Raw genomic sequence first — 26,810 nt, 5'->3', positions numbered from 1 at the left:
TCTAAATTTTGCGCAGGAAAAATGGCTTAATTTGACGCGTAAGTTGACGTAAATGGTTGTTCCCTTTACGAAACTTACAACAAAAAAGTAAGTTATTTTAACCAGTAAAATAGATCAGCTATTTATTCCGATTAGTATTATTAAATATTTTGCTTAATAACGGCGATAGAAGAGGAGTTGACCATGAAATTAGCCTTGTTTCCCTTACCTGTTTTCTTATTGCCAGGCGGTAAAACTCGTTTACGTATTTTTGAGCCTCGATATTTGCGCTTAGTGAGTCAATCTCTGCTGCATGGTAATGGTTTCGTTATTTGTCTATGCACCATTAATGATGAATTTTATCCGATTGGCAGTCGTGTGCAAATTTATGATTTTGAAAAGGATGAGCAGGGCGTTTTGACAATAGATGTCGAAGCTGTTGATAGAGTGGAAATTGGGGCTTTTACGGTGCAATCAGACGGCTTAAAAGAGGCAGAAATAGTTATTTTACCTCATTGGCAAACATATAAACTGCCCGAAAAACAACAATATATGGCTTCGAGGTTAAGAGGTTACTTAACTAGTCATCCTCTTTATAGTGACAACTTGAAGGATCAGGATTTTAAAAATCTAACTTGGGTTTGTCAGCGTTGGCTTGAATTATTGCCCATTGATGACAGTAAAAAATATTGGTTGGCTAAGCAGTCTGATTGTTCACCCTGTGCGGAATTTATTGGAGAAGTTATTCGTCATGAGGTTTTGTGATCTAAATTGCTTGTTGCTACGTAATTATCAGATAACCACTTATCGCTTTTATGGAATTGTAATATGCTTAAGGTATCTTCCCCTGAGTTAGGCATTAATTTGAAATATAATGATCATCCTGATGTTGATGAGCAAGAGATGCAACTACAGCAGCAATTGCTTGCTGTTGCCCGTCAGCAAGATAAGGCTGCCTATACCTTATTATTTAACTATTTTGCTCCTCGTATTCATCGCTTCGGTCTACAGCGTTTACAAATTGAGGCGCAAGCGATGGAGTTAGTCCAGGAAACCATGTTGCTTGTTTGGCGTAAAGCGTCACTTTTTGATAGTGATAAGGGCAAAGCGAGCGGTTGGATCTTTACCGTTATGCGTAATGTTTGTTTTGATATGTTGCGTAAAAAGCAAAGAAACAAAGAAGATGATGTCAGCGAAGATCTGTGGCCGTTATTTTCAGAAGAAGATACATCTTTAAACAAAGACCATCTATTTTCGCGTCACTTACTTGAACATATCAATAGCTTACCTATGCAGCAGAAAGAGGTAGTAGAGGCTATCTATTTACAGGACATGTCGCAACAGGAGTTAGCCAACCATTTAGACTTACCCTTAGGTACGGTGAAATCGCGGCTACGTTTAGCAATCAGTAAATTAAAATTAAAACTGGAGAGCGCTAATGATTAAGCATCATCCAACCCAGCAACTACTCATTTTACACAGTGAAGGTCATTTACCCTTCTCTTTAGCCGTTGCAGTGAGTGCGCATATCGAGATGTGCGAACATTGTCAGAAAAAATCGCAACAACTAACGCAATCGTTAGCGTCACAGACTTGGCAAGAAAATAGCCCCACTGTCGATTTTTCAGACATGTTGCAAAATATACTACAGAGTGAGTTGCCCGAAGTGCCAGTCGCAGCTCAAGTGAAAAATGTCACCACCTATGTGAGTAATAAAACCTTTAATTTGCCGCGTGCCTTTAGGTCCTTTAAGGATATTAAGTGGTCTGGACTAGGGCCTGTAAGTCGTGCCCGTATCGTTAAAGACGAAGATAATATTCGCTCTAACTTGTTACACATTGATAAAAATGGGGTGATCCCGAGTCATAGCCATAAAGGTTATGAAGTAACGCTATTATTAGATGGCTCCTTTGCCGATGAACATGGTAGTTATCACAAAGGTGATTTTATTTGGCTAGAGGGTGGGCAGCAACACAGCCCATTTAGCGAGTCAGGATGTTTATGCTATGCGGTACAAAATGCCCCTTTACACTTTACCTCTGGTATTAGTAAGGTTTTGAACCCATTAGGAAAATTGATTTATTAATTGTGTTGCCTAGGCGCTGGAGATGAACATGGAATTTGATGCCAATAAAATTAAAGTCGGTATTAGTAGTTGCTTAATCGGTAATAAAGTGCGTTTTGATGGCGGGCATAAACGTAGTGTTTATTGCCAGAAAATATTATCGCAATATTTCGATTTTCATCCCATATGCCCAGAGATGGCGATTGGTATGGGGACGCCTCGCCGAGCCATTCGCTTAATTAAGGGTGAGCAACGTATCAGAGTCGTCGCCAGCGATGGTAGTTTTGAAGTCACCGAGAAATTAGAGGAATTTTCCGCGCAAACTAGCCCGACCTTAACACCGTTAAGTGGTTATGTTTTTTGTGCAAAGTCGCCCAGTTGTGGGATGGAGCGAGTGACACTATATAACCCTGATAATAATCAAGGGCAGCGTAATGGGGTTGGTGTGTTTGCAGCTAAGGTGATGCAAGATCACCCTCTATTACCCGTCGAAGAAGATGGGCGTTTAAACGATTTTTTATTGCGTGAGAACTTTATCACCCGTGTTATTGCCTATCACAAATGGCAGGGCTTGGTTGCCTCTGGGATCACCATGGCTAAGCTGACCAACTTTCATGCCCAACATAAATACCTGTTGATGGCGCATAATCCGACTATTTATTACACCTTGGGGCCGATGCTCGGTGGTACAGGAAAGAGTGCCGAGGAGATTGCTCCTGAGTATATTGCAGGCTTTATGGCGACCTTAAAATGTATCGCTAATCGAAAAAGCCATACCAATACACTTTCGCATCTACAGGGCTATTTTAAAAAACAACTCACCAGTACAGAGCGTACTGCATTAGCCGATACGATTGATAAATACCGCACGGGATTGTTACCGTTAATGGCTCCTTTAACCTTAATTACTCATTATTTAACTATTTACCCCGATCCCTATCTTATCCAGCAAGTCTATTTGCACCCCCATCCGGAAGCATTGAAATTACGGTATAACCATTAATGTTAAAGCAAAGGAAAGATAGTGATGCAGCTAATTTGGTTTAGAAAGGATCTTCGTGTTAGTGATAATCCCGCTTTATATGAGGCGTGTTTACATGGTCAGACTCGTGCTATCTATTTTGTCACCCCTAAGCAGTGGCAAAAGCATCAAGTTGCCCCCATTCAAGTCGATTTTATTGGAAAAACACTACAAAGTTTACGCACTCAATTAGCATCATTAGGTATCCCTTTACACATTGAATATGTTGACTATTTTAGCGGTATTGCTGAGAGGTTAGGGGCGCTTTGTAAGCAATGGGAAATTAGCCAAATTCACGCCAATGCGGAGCCTGAAATCGATGAGATAAATCGAGATAGGCATCTGCAAGCGATCGGTTTCCCTTTGCTGCTGCATCAAGGCGACACCATTTTACCTGCTGGTTCGGTATTAACGCAGCAGGGCAGTATGTTTAAAGTGTTTAGTGCCTTTCGTAAGCAGTGGCTCAAGCAAGTGAAGCAAATTGATTTACGTCCCTGCCCGATGCCAATTAAGCAAGGTCATGTTGTGAACATGGCTGATGGAGCCGATAAGATTATTATTAATATTGCCCCCAACCAGCTTGATAGTCGTTTGTGGCCAGCGAGTGAGCAATATGCACAACAGTTATTAACGACCTTTTTTGAGCAAAGCGTCGATCAATATGGCGCGCTGCGTGATTTTCCCGCTCAACCCGCTACCTCAAGTTTATCGCCCTATTTTGCATTGGGGGTGTTAAGTGCGAAGCAGTGTCTTTATCAGTTATTAATGCATTTTCCCTATGCCTTAGATAGGGCAGAGAGTGGCGCTTTTGTTTGGCTTAACGAAATTATTTGGCGTGAATTTTATCGCCATATCATGGTGCTAAATCCTGAGCTTGGTAAGGGGGCAAATTATAATCCCTTGGCAAATAATATTGTTTGGCAGAATGATAGCGTTCTATTTACTAAGTGGTGTGATGGTGAAACGGGGTATCCATTAGTCGATGCGGCAATGCGTCAACTAAAGCAGCGTGGTTGGATGCATAATCGGCTACGTATGGTTACGGCAAGCTTTCTCACTAAACATCTTTTAATTGATTGGCGTTGGGGGGAGTCTTATTTTAAATCACAGCTTATTGATGGTGATTTTGCCTCCAATAATGGAGGCTGGCAGTGGGCGGCTAGTACGGGCTGTGACGCTCAACCTTACTTTCGTATTTTTAATCCTATCTTACAGAGTCAAAAATTTGATCCAAATGGCGAGTTCATACGTAACTATTTACCAGAGCTAAAAAAACTAACTAATCGAGAGATCCATTTGCCGATTAATGCCATAGTTGACCATACACAGGCGCGTATTAAGGCATTGCAAACATTCTCGGTACTAAAGTCACAGGGGTAAAGCATGAGTTCGCCATTACTAGCAAGATTTTGTCAAATATACCAAGGATTGAATAGTGATAATCTGGATCTGCTCAGTGAGGTTTATAGTGAGCAGGTACAGTTTAGAGATCCTTTGCATGAGATTAATGGCTTAATTCAATTACGTGGCTATTTTCAGCATCTTTATAGCAACTTGCAGTTGTGTCACTTTGATATCACAGAGGTGATTGAACAGGGGGAGCAAGCAAGCATCATCTGGACGATGCACTATGCGCATCCGAAAATTGCCAGTGGTAAAACCATTGTTGTGCATGGTGCTAGCCACCTTAGTTTTAGCGATAAGATTGATTATCACCGCGATTATTTAGACCTTGGTGAGATGCTCTATGAACACCTACCGCTGTTATCTACACTAGTTAAGGTGATTAAAAAGAGGGCCAGACAATGAAGCGTATTTTAATTACTGGGGCGACCTCTGGGATTGGTAAAGCGCTCTGTTTACTGTATCAAGCAAAGCATTGGCAAGTTATTGCCTGTGGACGTAATGAAAAAGTTTTAGCTGAGTTAGCAAACTTAAACAATGTTAGTTGTATTGCTTTTGATTTGACAAATAAAGCACAGATTAACGCGGCGCTGCTGGGTATTCCTGAATTAGATGTGGTTATATTAAACGCTGGAAATTGTGAATATATTGATGATCCTGTCAATTTTGATGGGGAGTTATTTGAACGTGTTATTAGCACTAATGTGATTGCCGTGGGACACGCTTTAGCACTTTTGTTGCCCAAATTAAAAAGTGGAGGAGGGCTCGCGTTAATGGGTTCAAGCGCAAGTTATTTGCCCTTTCCCCGTGCCGAAGCCTATGGAGCAAGCAAAGCGGCGATTAGTTATCTGGCTAAGGTATTAAGTCTTGATTTACAAACAGATGGCATCGCCGTGAGTTTAATTAACCCTGGATTTATAAAGACCCCCTTGACGGCAAAAAATGATTTTCCAATGCCGATGTTAATTAGTGCGGAACAAGCCGCTCAGTTTATTTTCAAAGGAATTACTCAAGGTAAAAGAGAAATACATTTTCCGAGAGTTTTTACTGGTTTGCTGAAGTTATTCGCATTTTTACCCGATTGGGTATGGAGAAGTATGGCAAAAAGGATGAAGCGATAATGAAAAAAATAGCGATTATTGGTAGTGGAATTTCTGGTTTAACTTGTGCCTATTTGCTCAATCAAAAGGAGGATGTTCACGTTTTTGAGGCGGGTGATTATATTGGTGGCCATACAGCCACGAAAAGTGTTCAAGTTGATGGCAAAGCATGGCAAATAGATACGGGATTTATCGTTTTTAATGATAGAACTTACCCTAATTTTGAAAAACTCTTGGCAAGAATTGGTGTGGGGCGTTTGGCAACCACCATGAGTTTTAGTGTTAAAAATCAACACACGGGTTTGGAGTATAGTGGTACTAATCTCGATAGCCTATTTGCCCAGCGCGGCAATTTATTGAATGTAAAGTTTTTGCGCTTAATAAAGGATATTTTACGTTTTAACAAACTCTGCACCCAAGCGTGGCAACAGCAAAGTATCGATCCACAAATAAATTTAGGTGATTACCTTAGCGCGCAGGGGTTTGATGATTACTTTGCCAATCACTATATTTTACCAATGGGGGCAGCGATTTGGTCGTCTAGTCTCAATGATATGAAGGCCTTTCCGCTCTATTTTTTCGTCCGTTTTTTCTATCATCACGGTTTATTAAGTGTCACGAATCGGCCGCAGTGGTATGTTATTCCCGGTGGCTCAAAGCAGTATATCGCGCCGCTTTGCGAATCTTTTGCAGATAAAATACATCTCAACACGCCGATTAGTAAAGTAAGGCGCGTCGCAGAGGGGGTTGAAATTCAAGTTGCAGGCGAAGATTGGCAGCAATTTGATGAGGTGATTTTAGCCTGTCATAGTGATCAAGCGAAAGCAATGCTAGTGGATCTCACTGCCGATGAAGAGAGGGTGTTAGGGGGATTATGCTATCAAAAAAATGAGGTGGTTTTACATACCGATGCCTCTCTATTACCAACTAAAAAGCGAGCCTGGTCGGCATGGAATTATCACCTTAGTAATGATGCTGATAGCCCAGCTGCGCTGACCTATAACATGAATATTTTGCAACGCTTGCCTGCCGATGCCCCGACCTTTTGTGTCACCTTGAATCAAACCAAGCAGATCGACGCAAGTAAAATATTAGCAACTTATCACTATGACCACCCTGTTTTTAATGGCAAAAGCATCCACTCGCAACAATTAAGGTCGCGCATTTGTGGCAAAAACCATACTCACTTTGCTGGTGCTTATTGGTACAACGGTTTTCATGAAGATGGTGTGAATAGTGCATTAGATGTTTGTAAACGATTTGGAGTTAGTTTATGAATCAAAATAAACCTCTCAATTCTTGTATCTATCAAGGTAAGGTATTTCACAAACGTTTTGCGCCTAAGCTACATCGTTTTAGTTACAATATTTTTTTTCTGGCGATAGATTTAGATGAACTCCCCGTTTTAGCAAAGTTAGGGCGCTATTTTAAAGTGAATCAATTTGCCCCTTTGAGTTTTCGCAGCAGCGATTACCTTAGCCATCAAGCATCTATTAGTAAAAATGATGTCTGGTCTAAGGTAGTGGAGCTTGGTGGTGAAAATCGCCAAGGGCGAGTGCTGTTTATTGGGCAGATGCGTTGTTTCGGTTTGTATTTTAGTCCCATTAATAACTACTATTGCTATGACCAAAGTGGCCGTTTAGCTTACCTACTTGCTGAAGTGAGTAATACACCTTGGAACGAACGTCATTACTATTTAATTGCAATTGATGGTGAGACTGTCTGTGATAAAACCTTCCACGTTTCTCCCTTCATGGATTTACAAATGCAGTACCATTGGCGTATTAGTGAGCCAAGTGAACAGTTACATCTAATAATTGAAAATCATCAGCAAGATAAGTTATTTAGCGCCAGTATTGCCATGAAAAGGCTGGCTTTCACTAATCAAAATTTACGTAATAATCTCTTAGCTATTCCGTGGATGACGGTAAAAACCCTGCTGGGGATTTATTGGCAAGCATTACGCCTGTTTTGCAAAGGCATCCCCTATATTCCTCACTCTACTAAGGAGAAAAATCATGTCAATTGAACAAGCAGAGTTAAATAAATCAGAAGCTTCCATTGGTGTGTTGGACAAGTTTGCTAAAAAAATGATTTTCTCTATTCTCGCTTCCATGAAACAAGCCGCGATTATATTACAAGAGGGTAATGAGCAAAAACTATTAGGTAATAAAGATGCCGACTTGCAGGGAAAGGTGATTATTCACGATCCTCGTTGTTATAAAAAGATGCTTTTAGGAGGCAGTATCGGTGCCGGTGAAGCCTATATTCAAGGCTTATGGTCTAGTCCAGACTTAACCAAAGTTATCCAAGTCCTTGGAAGAGAGCAGCAAGCATTAGCCAAGCTTGATAAAGGTGTTGCTACGATAATGAAACTGCCCAGTTGGATTTACCATAAGGCGCGTAAAAATACCCAAGCGGGCTCTAAAAAAAATATTCTTGCACACTATGACTTGGGTAACGAGATGTATCAAACATTTTTAGACCGAGAAATGCTTTATTCAAGTGCCATATATCCTCATCAAAATGCCGATTTAGAGGAGGCACAATTACATAAATTAGAAACCATCTGCCAACGTTTAGATCTTAAAGAAGGGCAAACATTATTAGAAATTGGCACAGGTTGGGGAGCGCTTGCTATCTATGCTGCACAGAATTATAAGGTGCATGTGACCACAACTACCATTTCTGATGCTCAATATGATTTTACTAAGGCGCGGGTTGAATCCCTAGGTCTTAGCGATCAAATTACCCTATTGAAAAAAGATTACCGTGAGCTGACCGGGCAATATGATAAGTTAGTCTCCATTGAGATGATTGAAGCCGTTGGCCATGAATATTTAGCTAGCTTTTTTGCAACCTGCAATAAGCATCTTAAGGATGATGGTAAAATGTTGATTCAAGCGATAACGATTTCCGATCAACGTTATGACCAATACCGCAGTGGTGTTGATTTTATTCAGCGTTATATCTTTCCCGGCGGTTGCCTGCCTTCTATTTCGGTAATGGCGGATAATGTTTCAAATAAGACGGATATGGTGATTACCGGTTTACATGATATCGGTCAGGATTATGCACAAACATTAAAGCATTGGTTTGAGCGCTTTCAAGGCGCTTTGCATGAGATTCGTCAACTTGGCTATGGTGATGATTTTATTCGTTTATGGCAATTCTATTTATGTTACTGCGAAGGCGCATTTTTAGAGCGTACTATCAGTACCGTACATTTAATTGCAGCGAAACCCGGTTACCGTTGTGGATAATCTCTGGCGTCGCTATGCAAATTGGATAAATCTTTTTTGGTTCCAAGTTGCTTGGTTTGCTGCTGTTTACTTTCAGCAGCAGGCAATCATGCCCCTGTTATTGTCATTAGCATTGCACTTTTACCTATCCCGACAGCGCACATTTGATCTCTATCGTCTGTTCTGGGTGACGCTGTTAGGTGGCGGGGTTGATGCGCTGTTGTCGGTTAATGACGTATTTCTCTTTCCTGATAGTTCTATTATGCCGTTCTGGTTGTTATTGCTTTGGGCTCATTTTGCATTAAGCCTAAATTATTCTATGTCGTGGTTAAAGGGGAAGCCATTATGGGTGAAATCCTTGGCAGGAGGATTTTTTGCCCCTTTAAGTTATTTTGCTGGAGTGAAACTTTCAGCACTGAGCTTACCTTTTGGAGAATTCTCAAGTTTATTTTTACTCGCAGTGATCTGGATGGCGTTGATGCCCGTATACCTATTATCGAGTAAATTAATGGGAGATGAACATGATGCGATTAGGAGAGGCAATCACTAAGCTTAAATTGCTCCTTATGATCAGTTTATTAGCTTCAACTAATGTTAGTCACGCGACTATAACAGCTGATCTCAAGCCCGTAGGGGAAGCGACCTTAAAATGGATGTTTATGGATATTTATAATGCTAGTTTATATAGTCGTACAGGTAACTATCAAGAGCTACATTATCCACAGGCACTAACTATTCACTACCATAAGAATATTGATCGACAACGGTTAATTGATGCCACACGCGAGCAATGGCAACAACAACAGTTGAATGCCGCATTATATAAACCTTGGCTATCACAACTGACCTTGATTTTCCCCGATGTTAAAGAGGGAGATAGATTAACATTTTATGTATCTGAGCAGGGGGAAGGTTTTTTTTATTATAATCAGGTGCCCGTCGGTGGCATTCAACACCCTGATTTTGCTGCGGCATTTTTAGGTATCTGGCTGGCCCGTAATACGGCTTTGCCATCCCTGCGTAAACAGTTAATTGGAGAGCAATGATGAAACTAATGGCTTTTCTTATTGTTATTTTAATAAGCGGCTGTAGTGGCCAGCGCCTCGATGATTATAGGGGAACTTCCCCTGAGTTTGATGTGCAACGTTTTTTTAATGGCCCCTTACAAGCTGATGGCGTGGTGTTAAATCACGCCGGTGTTGTAGCGCGTCGCTTTAGCGTGAAAATGGTCGGTACATGGCAGGATAATGTTGGCAAATTAGAGGAGTGGTTTGTTTTTGATGATGGCGAAAAAACCACTAGAACATGGATTATTACACAACTGGATAATGGTCGATACAGCGGTACGGCTGGGGACATTCATGGCAAAGCGGTAGGTGAAGCGGCTGGATTTGCTTTGCATTGGGATTATCAACTTGATATTAAAGTCGATAATAGCCATTACCGGGTTACCTTTGATGATTGGTTATATCAAATCAATAATAAAACCGTGATTAATCGCAGTTATATTAAAAAATGGGGAATAAATGTTGGCGAGGTTATATTGGTGATCAACAAGCAATAAACGATAAGATAGTGATCTCATTGCGATGCGATTGTTAGTTAGCTTAGCAATATCACCATTTTTCAATTGTCGTTGCCCGCTTTTAGTATTAAAGTAATTATTTATATTAATCTATTGAGGGAATGATAATGTCGGGTCAAGGTTCTGGTGGTAATGTGTTAGCCGCTATTTGTAGTTTTTTTATCCCAGGTTTAGGGCAATTGGTTCAGGGAAGGCTCTTAGCTGCGCTTATATTTTTTGTTGGAATGTTGATTTCATGGGGGCTAGCCGTTGTCTTAATTGGTTATTTATTTGTTCCTATTGTATATATTTGGAGCATCATTGATGCCGCTAAATACAGCCATTCGAGCTCATAATGATTAGGTAAGCCGATGAAATTTATTCAAATTATATTAATAACCCTGCTCACTTTTACTTTTTATGGATGTGAATCGACCTATTATGCAGCCATGGAGCAAGTCGGGCAGCACAAACGCGATATCTTGATTGACCGAGTTGAATCCGCTAGTGAGTCTCAACAGGAAGCACAGACTGAGTTTAAGGATGCGTTAACTCATCTATCTACGCTTATTAACTTCGATGGCGGTGATTTAGCCGAGCAATATGAAATAAGTAAAAATCATTATGATACTAGTAAAGCGGCAGCTGATGATGTATCGAGTAAGATAGAATCGATTGAAGATGTTGCACATGCGTTGTTTGCTGAGTGGCAAGATGAAATTAATCTATATAGCAGTGCCCAGTTAAAAAAGCAGAGCCAAGCAAAACTAACTAGCACCGAGAAACGCTATAATAAACTGATTAAAACGATGCATTCCGCGGAACTGCGGATGCAGCCAGTACTAGCCGCATTGCAAGATAATGTCTTGTTTCTTAAGCATAATTTAAATGCGAAGGCGATTGGGGCATTACAAGGGGAGTACAATGTCATTAAACGCGATGTGGAGCGGTTAATTACGGATATGAATTTGGCGATAACTCAATCCAATGAATTTATTGCGCAAATCAAAGAATAAGCGCTCTATTTTTGAGATGCCCCAATCTAATAAAGAATAGGGGCATCTATCATTTTGTTACGACTCTTTATCTTCTTTTTTCTTCTTAGCCGCCCAATCGGGTTTACCCTTCGCTTTTATATCGCGATGACGCTGTTTACCCATATTCTCTTTCTTCTGTAAGCGTTTTGCCTTTTGCTGTTTTTTCAGCTCTTCTGCGCGCTCTTTACCTTTTTTATTAACCGGTTTTTTAAGTTTACGTTGGCTAACTTTGGCTTCTTTATGTGTTGGTCGTAGTTCTTTAATGACGCGACGTTTGAGTTTCTGGTCGGTATAACGTTCTATTTTGGCTAGGATATCAATGTCATGCGCTTCGATTAAGGAAATAGCGATGCCTTTTTTACCGCCACGTGCCGTTCGGCCAATACGGTGTACATAAACATCGGCACTACGCGGCATGTCATAGTTAATAACATGGCTAATATCGGGCACATCAATACCACGTGCAGCAACATCGGTGGCGATCAGGATATTAACGCTTCCCTCTTTAAATTGACGTAGTGCTTGGTTGCGTTTTTCTTGGTCCATTTCACCACGCAAATAATTACAACTAATATGGCGCTCGGCTAATTGTGCGACAAGTTCTGCTAAACGTTCACGTGTTTTAACAAAGACAATGATCTTCTGTTGTTTTTCTTCGGCATCACTTTCTGAATCTGTTTTTTGTGGTGCGAGTAGTGCGCAAAGTAGATTTAATTTATGCTCAGGATCATCGGCAAGATGGACCCACTGTAATATTTTTCCACTCTCTCTGCGTGACACTTCCGCCGTTAACTGTATTGGGTTTTGTAGTACTTCGCGTGAAAATTCTCGTAGCCCTTTACCTTCAAGTGTGGCTGAAAATAACGAGGTATGTTTGCGCCAGCGAGTTTCTCCAGCAATCCTGTCCATCTCTTTGATAAAGCCCATATCCAGCATGCGGTCAGCTTCATCTAAAATAAGGGCTTCAACTTCACGACAGTCAAATGCTTCAGAGTCAATGTATTCCATTAAGCGTCCAGGCGTGGCAATCACGATATCCACATTACCCATGATCACTTCTTCCTGATCTTGGTAAGAAACTCCGCCGATAATATTACCTACAACGAGTCCTGTACCCGCGATGAGCTGTTGTGCTACTTCACTGATCTGTACCGCTAATTCTCGCGTCGGGGTTAAAATTAAAATACGCGCAGAGCCGCCTTTGCGACGAGGGAAATCGATTAATCGTTGCACCGCGGGGAGTAAAAATGCGAGCGTTTTTCCTGTTCCGGTTGGCGCACTCGCCATAATATCTTGTTCATCCATTGCCGGAGGTATCGCTAAGCTTTGAATACTGGTTGGGCGTTTATGACCCATTTGAGCAAGGGCATTTAATAGGTGTTGGTCGAGCTCAAGTTCTGCAAAAGACATGCGATATTCCAAAATAAAAAAACAATAATAATACCAATCGGCATAAGGATCTGATCTATATTGTTGGTTAAAATAATAGATGATAGCGTTGCATTTATTCGTAATAGCCTGCTATTACTCAATCATGCGCCTTGCTCTCTATCATTTTTCCTCAACAAGCTATAACCATAATATTATGCGAATTGGTATAAGTAGGGGTTATTATAAAGCAAACAGGGGGATTTTTATAAAAATTTAAAAAGTTATTTTATGGATATAAGCAAGCACCGTAAATGCTTGCTAACTTTTGTGATTTTTGAAAAGGCTAGAAGTAATCTCTATGGCGATCATTCACTGCAATTATTTGACTTCGATGTTTGCGGAATGCGGCAACGACTTTCGGATCGAAATGCAAGCCTTCTTGCTCATCAATGAACTTTAAAACATCTTCCATCGGCCAAGCTTTTTTATAGCAGCGATCATGGCAAAGGGCATCAAAAACATCGGCAAGGGCAGCGATACGGCCAACAAGGTGGATCTCTTCTCCCTTTAAGCCATTGGGATAACCCGTGCCATCCCACTTTTCATGGTGCTGATAACTAATTAAAGCGGCATATTTTAATATATCTTGAGTGGAATAGCGCACTAATTCATAGCCGATTTCAACATGGGTTTTCATTATCTCCCACTCTTCAGCATTAAGCGGGCCTGCTTTGTGTAGAACTCTATCGGGAATACCTATTTTGCCAAGGTCATGCAGTGGAGAGGCTGATTTAATTTTTTCGGACTCGACAATGCTAAAGCCTAATTCAAGCGCTAAGATGCGGGTTATCTCTGCTACTCGGCGGATATGGTTGCCCGTTTCTTTGGATTTACTTTCAATTGCTTCGCCAAGTAGATAAACAATTTCTCGTTGTCCCTCTTCTAATTCATGGCGTAACTCTTCATTTTCAAAAGCGGTTTTTGTATTACTGGCAAATAGATCTAGTAATGAAATATCTTGTGCGTTAAGTGGAAAAAATCCTTCAAAGTAGAATAGGATAGAGCTGTTCGAACTACTTCGCATATTCATGACAAAGGCATTTTCACTGTAAATATCACGCTTTTCAGCAATACTTTGTGAGATTAACATGGAGGCTTTATCATGTACCTTATCGAAATCATCTAATTTGTTCAAATGAGCAAATTCACCGCGAGCTTCAATGAGGTGAAAAACGGTTGGATTACAATAGATACCAAGGGAAGATAGAGATGAAGTCGCGCTATGAGAACATTTATCCAGTAATTTGCTCAGGTAGTTCATTGTTTCATAAATAAGAGCTTCGTAGGTGATCGTCTCAGATAACACCGTTGAAGATTCAATGACTAACTCAAGTGCTTGTTTATTTTTTGTTAGATTAATTATATTTTGGTATGAACGTAGTGCGCTACACATCAGTGTATCGAGTTTCATCCCACTGAGTTCGGTTTTGTTTTTATAATCTGAGATCTCGTACTTACGAATAATTTCTCGTTCGGGAGCTTGCCCAGGTTGGCCAGTGCGAAGCACTATTCGCGTTGATTTGTTATTAAAATCATCGCGAATTTTTTTGATTAAATGAAGTCCTGCATCATCGGTTTCCATGACCACATCGATCAAAGCCACTGCAATATCTTTATTTTCTAAAATAATTTGTTCTGCTTCATAGGCTGAATAAGCACTATAAAATTGTAGTGGGATCTCATCCCATTCAAATTTTGAAAGCACTAACTTAGTGACTGCATGGACCTCTTTGTCATCATCAACGATCAGCACTTTCCAAGGAGATAGATGGAAAGATAATTGCTCTGTTATGTTGTGTATATCATCTTCTATAAAGAGAAGATCATCATCATTCATAAATAAATCTCTAGGGTGCATTATCTAAGTTACTGTTTCCACATCTATGTTTTATAGGTGAAGGGTTATTATGCGCTATTTTGTAAATTTTTTTCTCTCAAATTAATATATTTTATTTTACTTTGTGAGTCGTTTCACGGTGCCAATTATTAATTTTCAATTTTATTAACTCAATGTTAGAAACCGTTTTAATTGGGCGGTTGCTTTTTGAACAGTATGTTGATGGTGTTGCTTTGCCTTTGATGAATGTATTGTGTTTTTTAAAAAATTCATTATAAATTCATTTTGTAATGACGATAAAAGTCCATCACTTTTTTTACGTACTGTTGCGTTTCAGGATAGGGGGGGATTTTATTATATTTTCTTACTGTCCCTTCTCCTGCATTATAGGCTGCTAGTGCCAGTTTTTTATTTTTAAATTCCGACAATAATTTGGCTAGATACTCCGTTCCTGCGTGAATGCTCTGTTTTGGATCAAAGGGATCATTGACACCAAAACGTTCGGCCGTTACTGGCATTAATTGCATTAACCCTTTCGCGCCTGCGCGAGAGATGGCATGACGTTGATAGTTTGATTCGGCAGTGATAACGGCATGGATAAAAGCGGGTTCTAATTGATATTTATGCGCAGCCTCTAGGATCAATGGATGGTATTTTTTTTGTAAAATAGCATTATTAGGTAAGCTAATATTGTTATAACGCTTCTCTTTCCAATTTTTAAAACTTCCTTGGCTCTTATTGGTATCACTGCGTAGTAATAATTTGTATTCATTATTTACTTTACGCTCAGCAAAGTGTTGGTTGCCATTGCTGTCAATATAGAGATAAATATCAGCCAAAACTTGCTGGCTAAGCAGCAAGCTAAGTAAGAGTACTTTGACACATTTTATAAATAAAATGAAAAAATATCTGCTCATATTAATTGGCTTTATTAGTTGTTGATTGTCCTGCACTTGTAGTACTACCCGTTGAACTTGCGTCTGATATAGGCGCATTGTTCGCCTTTATTTGTTTATCTATATTAGCAAGTGCATTATCTAAAGGGTATAAATAACGTGCATAGCCTAAAATTTCTTGTGCTTTTTGTGATTGACCGCTACTCATATAAGCATGGTATAAAATAATATAAAAATAAGAGCGAGGGGTCTCCTTCACGGTATCATTCGTCCATGCAATAATTTTTTGGATCTCTTCGGCATCTTTCCTTTGTATTGCCATGACTAACCTAAAGTAGGTGAGATGAAAATTAAAACGATCAGCAAACACTAATGGATTAACAATATCCATTAACACCATAATATTAGGTTCTTTGCTGCGCTCATATTCAGTTATCTTGGCGATAGTATAAAGATTGGATAGCATAAAAATAGTGGTAAATAGTGGGACTAATATTGCTGAAACACGCAGTCCAAAGGTTAACCTAAATGACTTTTGTTGAGTGAGCTTAGTTTGATTATCGATATAAAACACGAGAACTATTAGTACTAACCAATGCAGCGCACTATGGTAGAGAGGATATTCTGTCTGTGTGTGCAATATGATGGGAATCACTAATGAGGTGAGTGCCAATGCGTGGGTAAACTTAAAAGCACGTAGTAAATTTAGGAAACTAGCAATCAGCAATAACATCGCAAAGAGAGGAAGAATACCCCCTTCAACGGCCCAAAATAGCATATCATTATGTGGGTGAGTGAGGTTGGCATATTCGGGTTTAGATTTATTGTTTTTCACTTGTTCAGCGTTAAACAGTAAATAATGCTTTTCAAAACCGCCGTAACCATAACCGAGTAGTGGCTTCTCTTTAATCATTTGCCAGCTATTACTATAGTGGTTTAAGCGCGCTCCCCCCTCACTTAGATTATCAACATTGCGCGCCTTCAAGGCATCCCCCTTTAGCATCGCAATCCCTGTTCCTAAAGCGATGGCGAGCATAAAAATCGTCAGCTTCTTTTTATTACATTGCCATGCCCAAGGTAAAAATAAAAGTAACGCGATGACACTACCGAGATAGCCCGTGCGTGACATAGTCAAGGTAATCACCCACGCATTAAGTAGGGTGGTTAGTAATAAAAAAGCTTGCACTTTTTTATTACTAATTTGTTGCAATAAATAGCCCGATAAAATGAGCGTTGTCGCCATAAATGAGGCAAGTACATTAGGCTGCTGGAAAATACCATAGGGGCGACCATAGCCGACATCATAGCCAAAGATATTTTGTGCAGGTAGCAGGTAATCTTGCATTAAGCTATAGCAAGCTTGCAGTAATCCTGCGCCGACAATAAGCAACAGAAGGCGTTCAGTTTCAAGGCGTTTAAAGTGAAACTGTTGCAGACTTAGAAATAACAAAAAGCCCGCGAAAAGGCCAATTAAGCGGGTATAACTTTGCTCGGCAAGTTCATTGTTAGGATATAAAATTGGGACGCAAAAGAGCGCTACCGCAATTAAAAATAGTATGGTGAAACGTGAATAAATAAATTTTTGTTGTTCACTTACTTTCCATAAACCAAGCCCGATTAAACACGAGAAAAAAATCCAAACCACATTGTTTTGTGCCAGCTCAAGGCCACTTCCTCCTTGATTATGCTGAAAGTAATGCGCGCCTAACAGCATTAAAAGTGCAAAACAGATAAAAAAAGCACGAGTCAGTTTTTGTTGAACATCCATTTATTTTTTATTCCTATCGCAGTTTATTTAGCTAACATTTTGTTTAAAAATTGACCGGTAAAACTAGCCGTTATTTCGGCGACTTGTTCTGGTGTTCCCGTTGCCATAATTTCGCCACCACCGTTCCCGCCTTCCGGTCCTAAATCAACAATCCAGTCTGCCGTTTTAATAACATCTAAATTATGTTCAATAATAACGATGGTATTACCATGGTCGCGCAGAGTATGAATAACTTTTAATAACTGTGCAATATCGTGGAAATGTAAACCTGTAGTTGGTTCATCAAGAATATAAAGTGTTTTACCGGTATCACGTTTTGATAACTCTTTCGCAAGTTTAACGCGTTGTGCTTCCCCACCAGAAAGTGTGGTTGCAGCTTGACCCAGGCGAATGTAGGCAAGGCCAACATCAATTAATGTTTGTAATTTACGTGCAATAACCGGAATCGGCTCAAAGAAGGTGAAAGCATCTTCCACCGTCATATCCAAGGTTTCATGAATATTTTTGCCTTTGTATTTGACTGATAAGGTTTCACGATTATAGCGCTGCCCCTTACAAGCATCGCAGGGTACATAAACATCCGGTAAGAAATGCATCTCAACTTTAATCATACCGTCACCTTGGCAAGCTTCACAGCGTCCACCTTTGACATTAAAGCTAAAGCGTCCTGGTTTATAACCTCTTGAGCGAGATTCAGGCGTGGCAGCAAAGAGCTCTCTAATCGGAGTAAAAATGCCCGTATAGGTAGCGGGATTTGAGCGTGGTGTTCGACCGATAGGGCTTTGATTAATATCTACCACTTTGTCTAATTGTGACAGCCCTGTGATTGATTTAAAGGGCGCAGGGGTGGTGGTCGTTGCCTTGTTGAGCTTGGTTTGGGCGAGAGGATACAATGTATCATTAATTAATGTTGATTTTCCTGAGCCTGAAACGCCAGTAATGCAGGTTAACAGGCCAATGGGGATGGCTAAATTAACCGATTTTAAATTATTTCCCGTGGCGCCGTTTAATTTGATCCATTTATCGTTTAACGCTGTGCGTTGCTTAGGAATCGCGATCTCTTTACGCCCACTTAAGTAATCGGCTGTTAGTGAATTTTTAGCTTTAAGAATGGTTTTGTAATTACCCTGTGCGATAATTTCACCACCATGTATACCTGCTCCCGGACCAATATCAATGATATGATCCGCTTGGCGAATAGCATCTTCATCATGCTCAACTACGATCACGGTATTACCTAAATCGCGTAGGTGAGTGAGCGTTTTAAGTAAGCGTTCATTATCGCGTTGATGGAGACCAATAGAGGGTTCATCTAATACGTACATGACCCCCATTAACCCTGCTCCAATTTGGCTAGCTAGTCTAATGCGCTGTGCTTCGCCACCGGAAAGGGTTTCTGCGCTGCGCTCTAAACTAAGGTAATTCAAGCCGACATTGACTAAAAAACTGAGCCGCTCGAGGATCTCTTTTAGGATCTTTTCTGCTATTTGTGCTTTTTGGCCGTGTAGTTGTAATTTTTTAAAAAAAGTTTCCGCTTCAGCGATCGAGAGCTGTGAAATGTAGGGTAAGTTGACATCATTAATAAACACATTGCGCGAAGCTTGTTTTAAACGTGATCCTCCACAACTTGAGCATGATTTGCGATTCATGTATTTGCTTAAATGTTCACGCATCGCACTGGAGTCTGTTTCATGGTAACGTCGAGCGCGATTTGGAATAACCCCTTCAAAGGGATGTAAACGTGCGACAAGATCACCGCGATCATTACTGTAAGTAAAGTTAATTTTTTCATTTCCTGAGCCATATAAAACAAACTCTTGTTGCTTTTTAGTCAATTCTTGAAATGGTGTGTCGACAGAGAAACCATAGTGCTCAGCAAGGGCGAAGAGCATTTGAAAATAGTAATTGGATTTATTACTCCACCCATCGATGGCACCCGCACTTAGACTGAGAGTTTTATTGGTAACCACTAATTTTGGATCGAAGTACTGCTCAATACCAAGGCCATCGCAGGTTTCACAGGCTCCAGCGGGATTATTAAAAGAGAAGATGCGGGGTTCTAATTCACTAATACTGTAGCCACATTGTGGGCAAGCAAAATTTGCTGAGAATAATAACTCGTCTTGTTCACTATCCATAAAGGCTAAAATGGCGCTACCACTGCTTAAATTAAGCGTCGTTTCAACGGATTCAGCGAGGCGTTGCTGTAGATCCTTGCGCACCTTGAAGCGGTCAACAACAACCTCAATCGTATGTTTTTTGTGTAATGCCAATGTCGGTGGATCGCTTAAATCGCAAATTTCGCCATCAACACGAGCACGTAAAAAACCCTGTGCCGCAAGAGTAGCAAAGGTTTTTACATGCTCTCCTTTACGCTCTTTGACGATTGGCGCAAGGAGCATCATTTTACTTCCTTCGGGATGACTTAAAATCGAATCTACCATCTGACTGACCGTTTGGGCATGTAACGAGATATTATGCGTAGGGCAGCGAGGATCGCCAATACGGGCAAATAAAAGGCGTAGATAATCGTAAATTTCGGTGATAGTGCCGACCGTTGAACGAGGATTGTGTGAGGTTGATTTTTGTTCAATTGAAATTGCAGGTGATAAACCCTCAATATGCTCAACATCGGGTTTTTCCATTAAGGAGAGAAACTGACGTGCATAAGCGGATAAGGATTCAACATAACGGCGTTGACCTTCAGCATATAAGGTATCAAATGCTAATGAAGATTTCCCCATCCCGAAAGCCCTGTAATAACAATTAATTTATCGCGAGGAATTGAGAGGTCAATATTTTTTAGGTTATGTGTTTTTGCTCCACGAATTTCAATATTACTCATACAACCTCTTTTCATTTAACTATTACACCGAGGATAGCATAATTAAGCGCAGTTCTGGATATGCAAATTGATACAAATTAAGGGAATAATAGCAATCCGTATAAGTATCTGAGCTATTTTGTTGGTTATAAAGAATAGAGAGCTGTGTTGCCCCCAATCATAATAGCCAGCTATTACCAATCATGGGGTTTGCTATAAATGGTTAACAATATGATATTGAAGCTTTGATTATTTTAAAGTGAGGCTAATTAACAGAAGAATAAATAGAAAAAAGCGCTCGCATTATCAATAATGCGAGCGCTTTTTCAATTGAAAATAGTCTACTGTGCTAAAACGACAACGGCGTTTTTGCCACCATCTGTCATGCCATTATCCACATAATTATCAGCAGCGGCTGGCAGTAAAGTAAATTCACCTCCATCGGCCAACGTGGCTTTATAGATAAACTGAAAACCGTTACGATCTTCTGTTGATACATTTTCGGTAACTTTAAATTTACCACTTTTTAGCTGCTTAAATTCAATGGGAGCCCAGTTATTATGCTCTGATAGTAAGACAATACTTTGCGCATTTTGCGCGTCTTCTTTTTCGATTTCAAATGTAACTTTGACTTCAGGTTTCGACTTTAAATATTGTTTTTTTATGGTCATAATCACCTCCTTTTAATAATGTTACTGTAAATTTACTGTATATTTGGCTTAATTTCTATGCAATTGTGTGTTGTTTGTTCATAAAATGCTAAATTCGTAATTAATTATTGCTTGTGTAAAGGCTTTTTTCAGGTAAAAACCACGTGGTCTTACTTTAATTAGCTCTCCCTTTTGACCAAATGCCTCTGTTAAGCATTGCCCATTAGCGGCTTTAGGCCTCAGCTGTAACACTTGCCCATCACGTGCGCTGATACTTTCTATTTGACCTAGTGATATTTTTTCCATTATTTCGTTCCAATCTGAGCAAAGTAGTTTTTCTTGGGTGCTATTGGCTGTCCATAGAAAACCATTGCCAACGATACGTTCACTAAGGGGGATATTACGTTCCCCCTGAACAGGTACCCATAAAACGCGACTGAGTTTATTGCGCACATTAGAGTTTTGCCAAGTTAAACCACGGGTATTTAAAATAGGAGCAGAACAAACAAAGGTAGTTTCTAATACTTTTCCATATTGGTCGATAGGAATCGTTTTTAATTCAATCCCTAAATGTTTGAAATCTTGCTCGGGCTTACTACCCGCTGTCGCACCAAGGTGAAATTCGATTAATTGTCCTACCCAGCCTTTATTCCTGCGTAGATCTTTTGCGATCGGGATACCTGCTAAATTGGCTAACTCGCCAAGAGAGTAGCCTGCGATATTTTCAGCGAGTTGTAGTAATGACTCCCTCGAGGGGGGTGTTTGTATCATCTATTTACCAATGTATTAGGTTTTGAGGCTATTTTTATTATTCAAGGTTATTCAGACTTTTACCGTGAAGATTACACAGAGTTATCCACTTTTATAGTGGATAACTCGTTTTTATCAAACGGAGTATTAATATTTTAAATATAGCACGGTTGAAACTTTGCGGTTAGTCTAATAATTAAACAAAAAAAAGGCTATAAATTTGAAATGTTTATTTTTTAGACTACACAGATATGCACATCGGTTTATGAATAAGTATAGCTGTTTTTAATTACAGATGTTATTTTTCATTGTGGCTAAAAATATTTTATCTCTTTGTTATTTAACTATTAATTCTCTTTTTTATTATTATCACAAAGATCCTTTGTGATCTTGCAAAGATTTATCATAATTAAATCTGTTTATTATGCACAAAGTTATGCACAGTTTTCGTGGATAGTTAATATGTATTTATTTATTCATGTGACTGTTGGTGTATTGTTGGTATTTTGCGCAGCGTTGACTTTATCTATTTTTACTATTTTCTTGTCAGTTAGTATATATCCGACAATTTTATATTTATCAATTTGATGGCGGAGATAATCTATGAAAGAATAGGTTATTGTTTCAACTTGTATTCATTATTATTTAATACCAAAAATATATAAGAAATTAGGTAATGAATCTTCATATATAATAAGGCGCCTTAGTGATTGATCCAGACGGCTACCGTCCCAATGTTGCTATAATCATCTGTAATAAAAATGGGCAGGTTTTATGGGCAAAACGCTACGGACAACATTCATGGCAATTTCCCCAAGGTGGCATAAAGGAGGGAGAAACTCCTGAACAGGCTATGTATAGGGAATTGTTCGAAGAAGTTGGCCTCAAAGCTGAACATGTAAAACTACTTGCGAGTAGCCGTAGTTGGTTACGATACAAATTACCGAAGCGTTTAGTGCGTTGGGATTCACCAGATCCTGTTTGTATCGGTCAAAAACAACGTTGGTTTTTGTTGCAATTAACGGGTGATGATATGCAAATTGAGTTTGATCGTTGTGGGCATCCTGAATTTGATGACTGGCGATGGGTAACTTATTGGTATCCGGTGCGGCAAGTTGTTTCCTTTAAACGAGATGTTTATCGTAAGGCGTTGAAAGAGTTTTCTGCACAGACATTTGCATTAGTACAAAGTGGTTTGGATAATAAACGAAAAAAGCGTCCAAGGCGTGCCTCATCATATAAAAAGAGGTGATACTTTAGGTATCTATACCTATGTTGTTACCTAAAAATGCTTTGCCAGGCGCTAGCTCGGATACCCGAGCAAGGAGTAACATGAGGTAATTGTTATTCACTTTTCGAATGTTACAAAGCCGGTGTGGTTTTTGAGCTAACGCCCCGTAGGGCAAGAAAAATAGCGCCCATCTGTGTTGTTATAAAATCTCTATGTAGAATAACTATACTTCAACTTTATACCTCGCATCTCGGCACTCTTTTTCCTTGCTGACTTTGCATCTTGAAGTTGCATGGGTATATATCGACAATAATTGTATAATAAGGAGTTTCTATGTTGAGTCAGTTGCGTCAAATTGTTGAGCAGGTAGCCTATGCAAAAGACTTAACAGCCGCAATGGATACCCTTGTTTTACAAACCAAGCTAACGATGGAAGTTGATTGTTGCTCAATTTATATTGTTGATGAGAAAACGCACCAACTCAATTTAATTGCAAGTAAAGGTCTATCGAAGCGTGCAATCGGCTCTCGACTTGAATTTGGTGAAGGGATTGTTGGCCTTATTCATCAAAAGGGCGAGCCATTAAACCTTGTTAATATTCATGCTCACCCGCATTTTAAGTTACTACCTGATGCACATGAGGAGCGTTTTAATTCTCTATTAGGCACGCCTGTTATTCATAAACGACGAGTGCTAGGTGTGCTTGTTGTGCAGCAGAAAACGCCGCGCTTATTTAGTGAATTGGAAGAGTCGTTTCTGGTTACTTTGGCTATGCATTTGGCGACGGTTTTGGCTAATCCAGATTTACGTTTAGGTCTAGAGCTACGTAATCAATTGACGGGATCAATGCATCTGCAAGGCACGCCTGCGAGTTCGGGTATTGCTATTGCTGAGGCATTTGTATTACGGCCTGTTTTAACGCTTGATGAAGTGAATATAGAGAAAAGTGTTTCTACCAGTAAAGATATTTTGCTATTTGAGCTTATTCTTAAAAAATGTAGCGATGAATTTTCTAATATCTCCCTAACATTAAAGGAGCAATTATCTAAGGATACATTTGCTTTATTTGATATTTATTCACATGTGCTTAAAGATAAATTATTTTTAGGCAAGGTTCAGAGCAGATAAACGTAGAGGGGCTAACCGCTGCGAGTGCGATTAAAGTGGTTGCTGAATCTTATATTGCTCAATTTGAAGCAATGAGTGATAGCTATCTAAAAGAGAGAGCCTCTGATATTAGAGATGTTGCACAACGACTTCTATATCATATTACCCAGCAAGTGGAAGAAAATCATTCCTTACCTGAGAAGCTTATTCTAGTGGCGTCAGAGGTTACGTTATCGATGATGGCAAGTATCCCTACGGATAAACTTCAGGGTATTATTTCTATTTATGGTGGTGGTAGCTCACATGTGGCTATTTTAGCTCGTGCCTTGGGAATACCCGCTGTGATGGGACTATCGCTATCTTTGAGTGAAATTCACAAAAAAAATGTGATCATGGATGGTTATGCTGGTAGTGTTATTTTATTTCCTGAAAAACCACTATTACAACATTATCAACTGTTATTAGCTGAAGATAATGATCTTAAGAAATTGGTTGATTCAGGTGACGCAAAAGAGGCTGTGACTGCAGATGGGTACCGAGTTTCTATTTTACTCAATACGGGATTAAACGAAAATCAGCATGCGCGCGTTGCAGGGCATTTTGATGGGGTGGGGTTATATCGTAGTGAATTACCTTTTATGCTTACCGACTCATTTCCAACGGAACAAGAGCAGACTGATGCTTATCAGCGATTATTAAATGAATATGCACAATTTCCCGTCACAATGCGTACATTAGATGTAGGTGGTGATAAGCAATTAAGTTATTTTCCGATTATTGAGGAAAATCCATTCTTAGGATGGCGAGGTATACGTTTAACATTAGATCATCCAGAAATATTTTTGGTGCAAATACGGGCGATGCTGATGGCAAATTTACAGCATCAAAATTTACGTATTATGTTACCGATGATTAGTGCCATCGAAGAGGTGATCGAAGCGAAGAAGTTAATTAATCAAGCTTGGCAAGAAGTTAAGACTGAGTTGAATTTAACTAGCGAAGCATTTCCATTACCAGAGATCGGTGTCATGTTAGAAGTACCTTCCTCTATTTTTATTATTCCTAGGCTTGCGCAAGAGGTCGACTTTGTGTCAATAGGCAGTAATGATTTAACCCAATATCTACTGGCGGTTGATCGTAACAATAGCCGTGTAGCTGGTCTGTTTGATAGTTATCATCCAGCGGTTTTACAAGCTTTAAAAATGATTGTGGATAATTGCCGTCGTTATGATCTCGAAGTGGGGGTGTGTGGCGAATTGGCGGGCGATCCGATCGGCGCGTTAATCCTTGTGGGAATGGGCTATAACAAGTTAAGTATGAATGCGAATAATATGGCAAAGGTGAAGTATTTGATTAATGCTACATCGCATGCTGAATTAAAAACCTGCATTGATCTGGCTTTGCAGGCAAATGCGGGTGCAGATACTCGCTCTATTTACCGTGATTATTTGGACAGTAAAAACTTAGGTGGATTTGTACGCGCTGGTAAATGATTGGCGATGATAGGGGAGTTTACTCTTAACGACTCTACCCCTATCTATACTCTCTGTTGCTTACTGTTTAACTTGTTCTCTTTCTGCCGCGATACAGGCCGTTGCGGTAAACAATACATCCGTAGAGCTATTTAATGCAGTCTCTGCTGAATCCTGTACCACACCGATAATAAAGCCGATTGCTACAACTTGCATGGCGACTTCATTGGGGATCCCAAATAAATTACATGCAAGTGGGATCAGCAGTAATGAACCACCTGCAACCCCTGATGTGCCTCCCGCCGATATGGCTGCCACGACGCTTAATAACACTGCCGTCGCAATATCAAATTCAATTCCCATTGTCTGTACTGCTGCTAGTGTTAATACCGTAATAGTAATCGCTGCGCCCGCCATATTAATAGTGGCGCCTAAGGGAATGGAAACTGAGTAAGTATCTTCATGTAAATCTAATTTATCACATAATTCTAGATTGACGGGAATATTGGCTGCAGAGCTACGAGTGAAAAATGCGGTTATTCCTGATTCTCGTAGGCATTGAAATACCAGTGGGTATGGGTTGCGCTTTAATTTTGCATAAACAATCACAGGGTTTACTACTAAAGCGATAAAAGCCATACAACCTAATAGAACCAGTAATAGATGTGAGTAACTTAGTAGTGCAGCAAATCCGGTTTCGGCGATGGTACCTGCGACTAAACCAAAGATACCAATAGGTGCGCAGCGAATAACTAAGTGAACAATTTTAGTTATGCTGTTGGCGACATCATGTAATATTGTTTTAGTTGTCTGTTGCGCATGTTGTAATGTTAAACCTAATCCGATAGCCCAAGCTAAAATCCCGATAAAATTTCCTGTTATTAGGGCGTTTACGGGACTGTCTACTACTTTAAATAATAAGCTATTTAACACCTCAAGAACGCCCTGTGGTGGTGTCGCTTGGATATCTGCGGTTATCAGTACCAATGTTGTTGGAAATAAGGTGCTGATCATAACCGCGGTGAATGAAGCGAGTAACGTACTAATGATATAAAGCTTAATAATCGGTTTTATATTGCTATGAGTCCCCTTTTGCTGATTGGCTATTGATGATGCCACTAAAACAAACACCAGTATTGGGGCAACGGCTTTTAAAGCAGAAACAAATAGCGCACCTAAAAAAGAGAGTGATAGCGCAATATCGGGTGCCATTGTTGCTACTATGATACCAATAATAATAGCAATCGAAATTTGTAGTATTAAACTGGCGCTTACAATACGTTGTATAAAAGAGGGGTGCTGGGTCATATGGTTAACCTGTATTTATTTTATGAATTACAAGCAGATAAAACTGTTATCTATTGCATGCGTCTCTGTAATACACTAAAACTTACTTCCCTGCATGTTTCGGTGGTGTTAGGCGGTTATTATC

Annotated in this window: 24 protein-coding genes and 2 pseudogenes; 18 read left to right on the top strand and 8 right to left on the bottom strand. The window is 39.8% G+C overall.

Going from position 1 to position 26,810, the window contains the following annotated elements; translation table 11 throughout:
- The first annotated feature begins 183 nt into the window (after positions 1 to 183).
- From AB2N10_RS11475 to AB2N10_RS11405, 15 genes are all read left to right on the top strand, one after another.
- Positions 184 to 744, top strand: coding sequence for an LON peptidase substrate-binding domain-containing protein (locus AB2N10_RS11475; protein WP_354625443.1), 561 nt, complete (start codon positions 184 to 186; stop codon positions 742 to 744).
- A 63-nt stretch (positions 745 to 807) separates the two neighbouring features.
- Positions 808 to 1,425 carry a sigma-70 family RNA polymerase sigma factor gene (locus AB2N10_RS11470; protein WP_354625444.1) on the top strand — a complete coding sequence of 206 codons (618 nt, stop codon included), beginning with the start codon at positions 808 to 810 and terminating at the stop codon, positions 1,423 to 1,425.
- Positions 1,418 to 2,065: a ChrR family anti-sigma-E factor gene (locus AB2N10_RS11465; RefSeq protein WP_354625445.1), complete on the top strand. Its 648-nt coding sequence runs from the start codon at positions 1,418 to 1,420 to the stop codon at positions 2,063 to 2,065. The genes AB2N10_RS11470 and AB2N10_RS11465 overlap by 8 nt, the downstream gene beginning before the upstream one ends.
- Positions 2,066 to 2,087: 22 nt before the next feature.
- Positions 2,088 to 3,047, top strand: a complete 960-nt coding sequence (locus tag AB2N10_RS11460; protein ID WP_354625446.1) for a DUF523 and DUF1722 domain-containing protein — start codon at positions 2,088 to 2,090, stop codon at positions 3,045 to 3,047.
- Between the two features lie 24 nt (positions 3,048 to 3,071).
- On the top strand, positions 3,072 to 4,445 hold the full coding sequence (phrB, locus tag AB2N10_RS11455; RefSeq protein WP_354625447.1) for a deoxyribodipyrimidine photo-lyase: 1,374 nt from the start codon (positions 3,072 to 3,074) through the stop codon (positions 4,443 to 4,445).
- Positions 4,446 to 4,448: 3 nt separating this feature from the next.
- Positions 4,449 to 4,874: a nuclear transport factor 2 family protein gene (locus tag AB2N10_RS11450; RefSeq protein ID WP_354625448.1), complete on the top strand. Its 426-nt coding sequence runs from the start codon at positions 4,449 to 4,451 to the stop codon at positions 4,872 to 4,874.
- On the top strand, positions 4,871 to 5,590 hold the full coding sequence (locus AB2N10_RS11445; RefSeq protein ID WP_354625449.1) for an SDR family NAD(P)-dependent oxidoreductase: 720 nt from the start codon (positions 4,871 to 4,873) through the stop codon (positions 5,588 to 5,590). The genes AB2N10_RS11450 and AB2N10_RS11445 overlap by 4 nt, the downstream gene beginning before the upstream one ends.
- The gene (locus AB2N10_RS11440; RefSeq protein WP_354625450.1) at positions 5,590 to 6,846 is read left to right on the top strand and encodes an FAD-dependent oxidoreductase; all 1,257 of its coding nucleotides are present in this window, start codon (positions 5,590 to 5,592) and stop codon (positions 6,844 to 6,846) included. The genes AB2N10_RS11445 and AB2N10_RS11440 overlap by 1 nt, the downstream gene beginning before the upstream one ends.
- A complete protein-coding gene (locus tag AB2N10_RS11435; RefSeq protein WP_354625451.1) occupies positions 6,843 to 7,598 on the top strand; it encodes a DUF1365 domain-containing protein in 756 nt (251 codons plus the stop codon). The genes AB2N10_RS11440 and AB2N10_RS11435 overlap by 4 nt, the downstream gene beginning before the upstream one ends.
- Positions 7,588 to 8,832: a cyclopropane-fatty-acyl-phospholipid synthase family protein gene (locus AB2N10_RS11430; protein WP_354625452.1), complete on the top strand. Its 1,245-nt coding sequence runs from the start codon at positions 7,588 to 7,590 to the stop codon at positions 8,830 to 8,832. Before AB2N10_RS11435 ends, AB2N10_RS11430 begins: the two co-directional genes overlap by 11 nt.
- A complete protein-coding gene (locus AB2N10_RS11425) occupies positions 8,825 to 9,361 on the top strand; it encodes a DUF2878 domain-containing protein (protein WP_354625453.1) in 537 nt (178 codons plus the stop codon). Before AB2N10_RS11430 ends, AB2N10_RS11425 begins: the two co-directional genes overlap by 8 nt.
- Positions 9,333 to 9,857: a chalcone isomerase family protein gene (locus AB2N10_RS11420; protein ID WP_354625454.1), complete on the top strand. Its 525-nt coding sequence runs from the start codon at positions 9,333 to 9,335 to the stop codon at positions 9,855 to 9,857. The genes AB2N10_RS11425 and AB2N10_RS11420 overlap by 29 nt, the downstream gene beginning before the upstream one ends.
- Positions 9,854 to 10,375 carry a DUF3833 domain-containing protein gene (locus AB2N10_RS11415; RefSeq protein WP_369433867.1) on the top strand — a complete coding sequence of 174 codons (522 nt, stop codon included), beginning with the start codon at positions 9,854 to 9,856 and terminating at the stop codon, positions 10,373 to 10,375. Before AB2N10_RS11420 ends, AB2N10_RS11415 begins: the two co-directional genes overlap by 4 nt.
- Positions 10,376 to 10,503: 128 nt before the next feature.
- Entirely contained in the window at positions 10,504 to 10,731 is a 228-nt protein-coding gene (locus AB2N10_RS11410) for a hypothetical protein (RefSeq protein ID WP_354625456.1), read from the top strand.
- A 15-nt stretch (positions 10,732 to 10,746) separates the two neighbouring features.
- Positions 10,747 to 11,391, top strand: a complete 645-nt coding sequence (locus tag AB2N10_RS11405) for a DUF2959 domain-containing protein (RefSeq protein ID WP_354625457.1) — start codon at positions 10,747 to 10,749, stop codon at positions 11,389 to 11,391.
- 57 nt (positions 11,392 to 11,448) lie between these two features.
- Here the strand turns inward: AB2N10_RS11405 and srmB are convergent, their stop codons facing one another.
- From srmB to mutH, 7 genes and pseudogenes are all read right to left on the bottom strand, one after another.
- Positions 11,449 to 12,822, bottom strand: coding sequence for an ATP-dependent RNA helicase SrmB (gene srmB / locus AB2N10_RS11400; RefSeq protein WP_369433866.1), 1,374 nt, complete (start codon positions 12,820 to 12,822; stop codon positions 11,449 to 11,451).
- 304 nt (positions 12,823 to 13,126) lie between these two features.
- Positions 13,127 to 14,680: an HD domain-containing phosphohydrolase gene (locus AB2N10_RS11395; RefSeq protein WP_354625459.1), complete on the bottom strand. Its 1,554-nt coding sequence runs from the start codon at positions 14,678 to 14,680 to the stop codon at positions 13,127 to 13,129.
- Between the two features lie 272 nt (positions 14,681 to 14,952).
- On the bottom strand, positions 14,953 to 15,597 hold the full coding sequence (locus AB2N10_RS11390) for a lytic transglycosylase domain-containing protein (protein WP_354625460.1): 645 nt from the start codon (positions 15,595 to 15,597) through the stop codon (positions 14,953 to 14,955).
- A 1-nt stretch (position 15,598) separates the two neighbouring features.
- Positions 15,599 to 17,344: a Wzy polymerase domain-containing protein gene (locus tag AB2N10_RS11385; protein WP_354625461.1), complete on the bottom strand. Its 1,746-nt coding sequence runs from the start codon at positions 17,342 to 17,344 to the stop codon at positions 15,599 to 15,601.
- A gap of 23 nt (positions 17,345 to 17,367) precedes the next feature.
- Positions 17,368 to 20,189, bottom strand: a pseudogene (gene uvrA, locus AB2N10_RS11380) (excinuclease ABC subunit UvrA).
- Between the two features lie 320 nt (positions 20,190 to 20,509).
- Positions 20,510 to 20,839, bottom strand: a complete 330-nt coding sequence (locus AB2N10_RS11375) for a hypothetical protein (protein WP_354625463.1) — start codon at positions 20,837 to 20,839, stop codon at positions 20,510 to 20,512.
- A 78-nt stretch (positions 20,840 to 20,917) separates the two neighbouring features.
- On the bottom strand, positions 20,918 to 21,589 hold the full coding sequence (mutH, locus tag AB2N10_RS11370; protein WP_354625464.1) for a DNA mismatch repair endonuclease MutH: 672 nt from the start codon (positions 21,587 to 21,589) through the stop codon (positions 20,918 to 20,920).
- A 685-nt stretch (positions 21,590 to 22,274) separates the two neighbouring features.
- Between mutH and rppH the strand changes: the two genes are divergently transcribed.
- From rppH to ptsP, 3 genes and pseudogenes are all read left to right on the top strand, one after another.
- Positions 22,275 to 22,820 (top strand): RNA pyrophosphohydrolase, encoded by a 546-nt coding sequence (rppH, locus tag AB2N10_RS11365; RefSeq protein ID WP_369433865.1) that lies wholly within the window; start codon positions 22,275 to 22,277, stop codon positions 22,818 to 22,820.
- 312 nt (positions 22,821 to 23,132) lie between these two features.
- Positions 23,133 to 23,965: pseudogene (locus AB2N10_RS11360) on the top strand (GAF domain-containing protein); the annotation flags it as partial.
- The gene (gene ptsP, locus AB2N10_RS11355; protein WP_369434673.1) at positions 23,963 to 25,399 is read left to right on the top strand and encodes a phosphoenolpyruvate--protein phosphotransferase; all 1,437 of its coding nucleotides are present in this window, start codon (positions 23,963 to 23,965) and stop codon (positions 25,397 to 25,399) included. The pseudogene AB2N10_RS11360 and the gene ptsP, both read left to right, overlap by 3 nt.
- Positions 25,400 to 25,459: 60 nt before the next feature.
- On the opposite strand, the gene sstT is transcribed toward ptsP, so the two are convergent.
- Positions 25,460 to 26,686, bottom strand: coding sequence for a serine/threonine transporter SstT (gene sstT, locus AB2N10_RS11350; protein ID WP_354625466.1), 1,227 nt, complete (start codon positions 26,684 to 26,686; stop codon positions 25,460 to 25,462).
- Between the last annotated feature and the right edge of the window lie 124 nt (positions 26,687 to 26,810).

Origin of the sequence: Psychromonas sp. MME1 (assembly GCF_041080865.1) — a bacterium.
In the GTDB taxonomy this organism is placed as follows: Bacteria; Pseudomonadota; Gammaproteobacteria; order Enterobacterales; family Psychromonadaceae; genus Psychromonas.
Note: the sequence above shows the minus strand (reverse complement) of the source record. Positions and strands in the feature narration are given on the sequence as shown.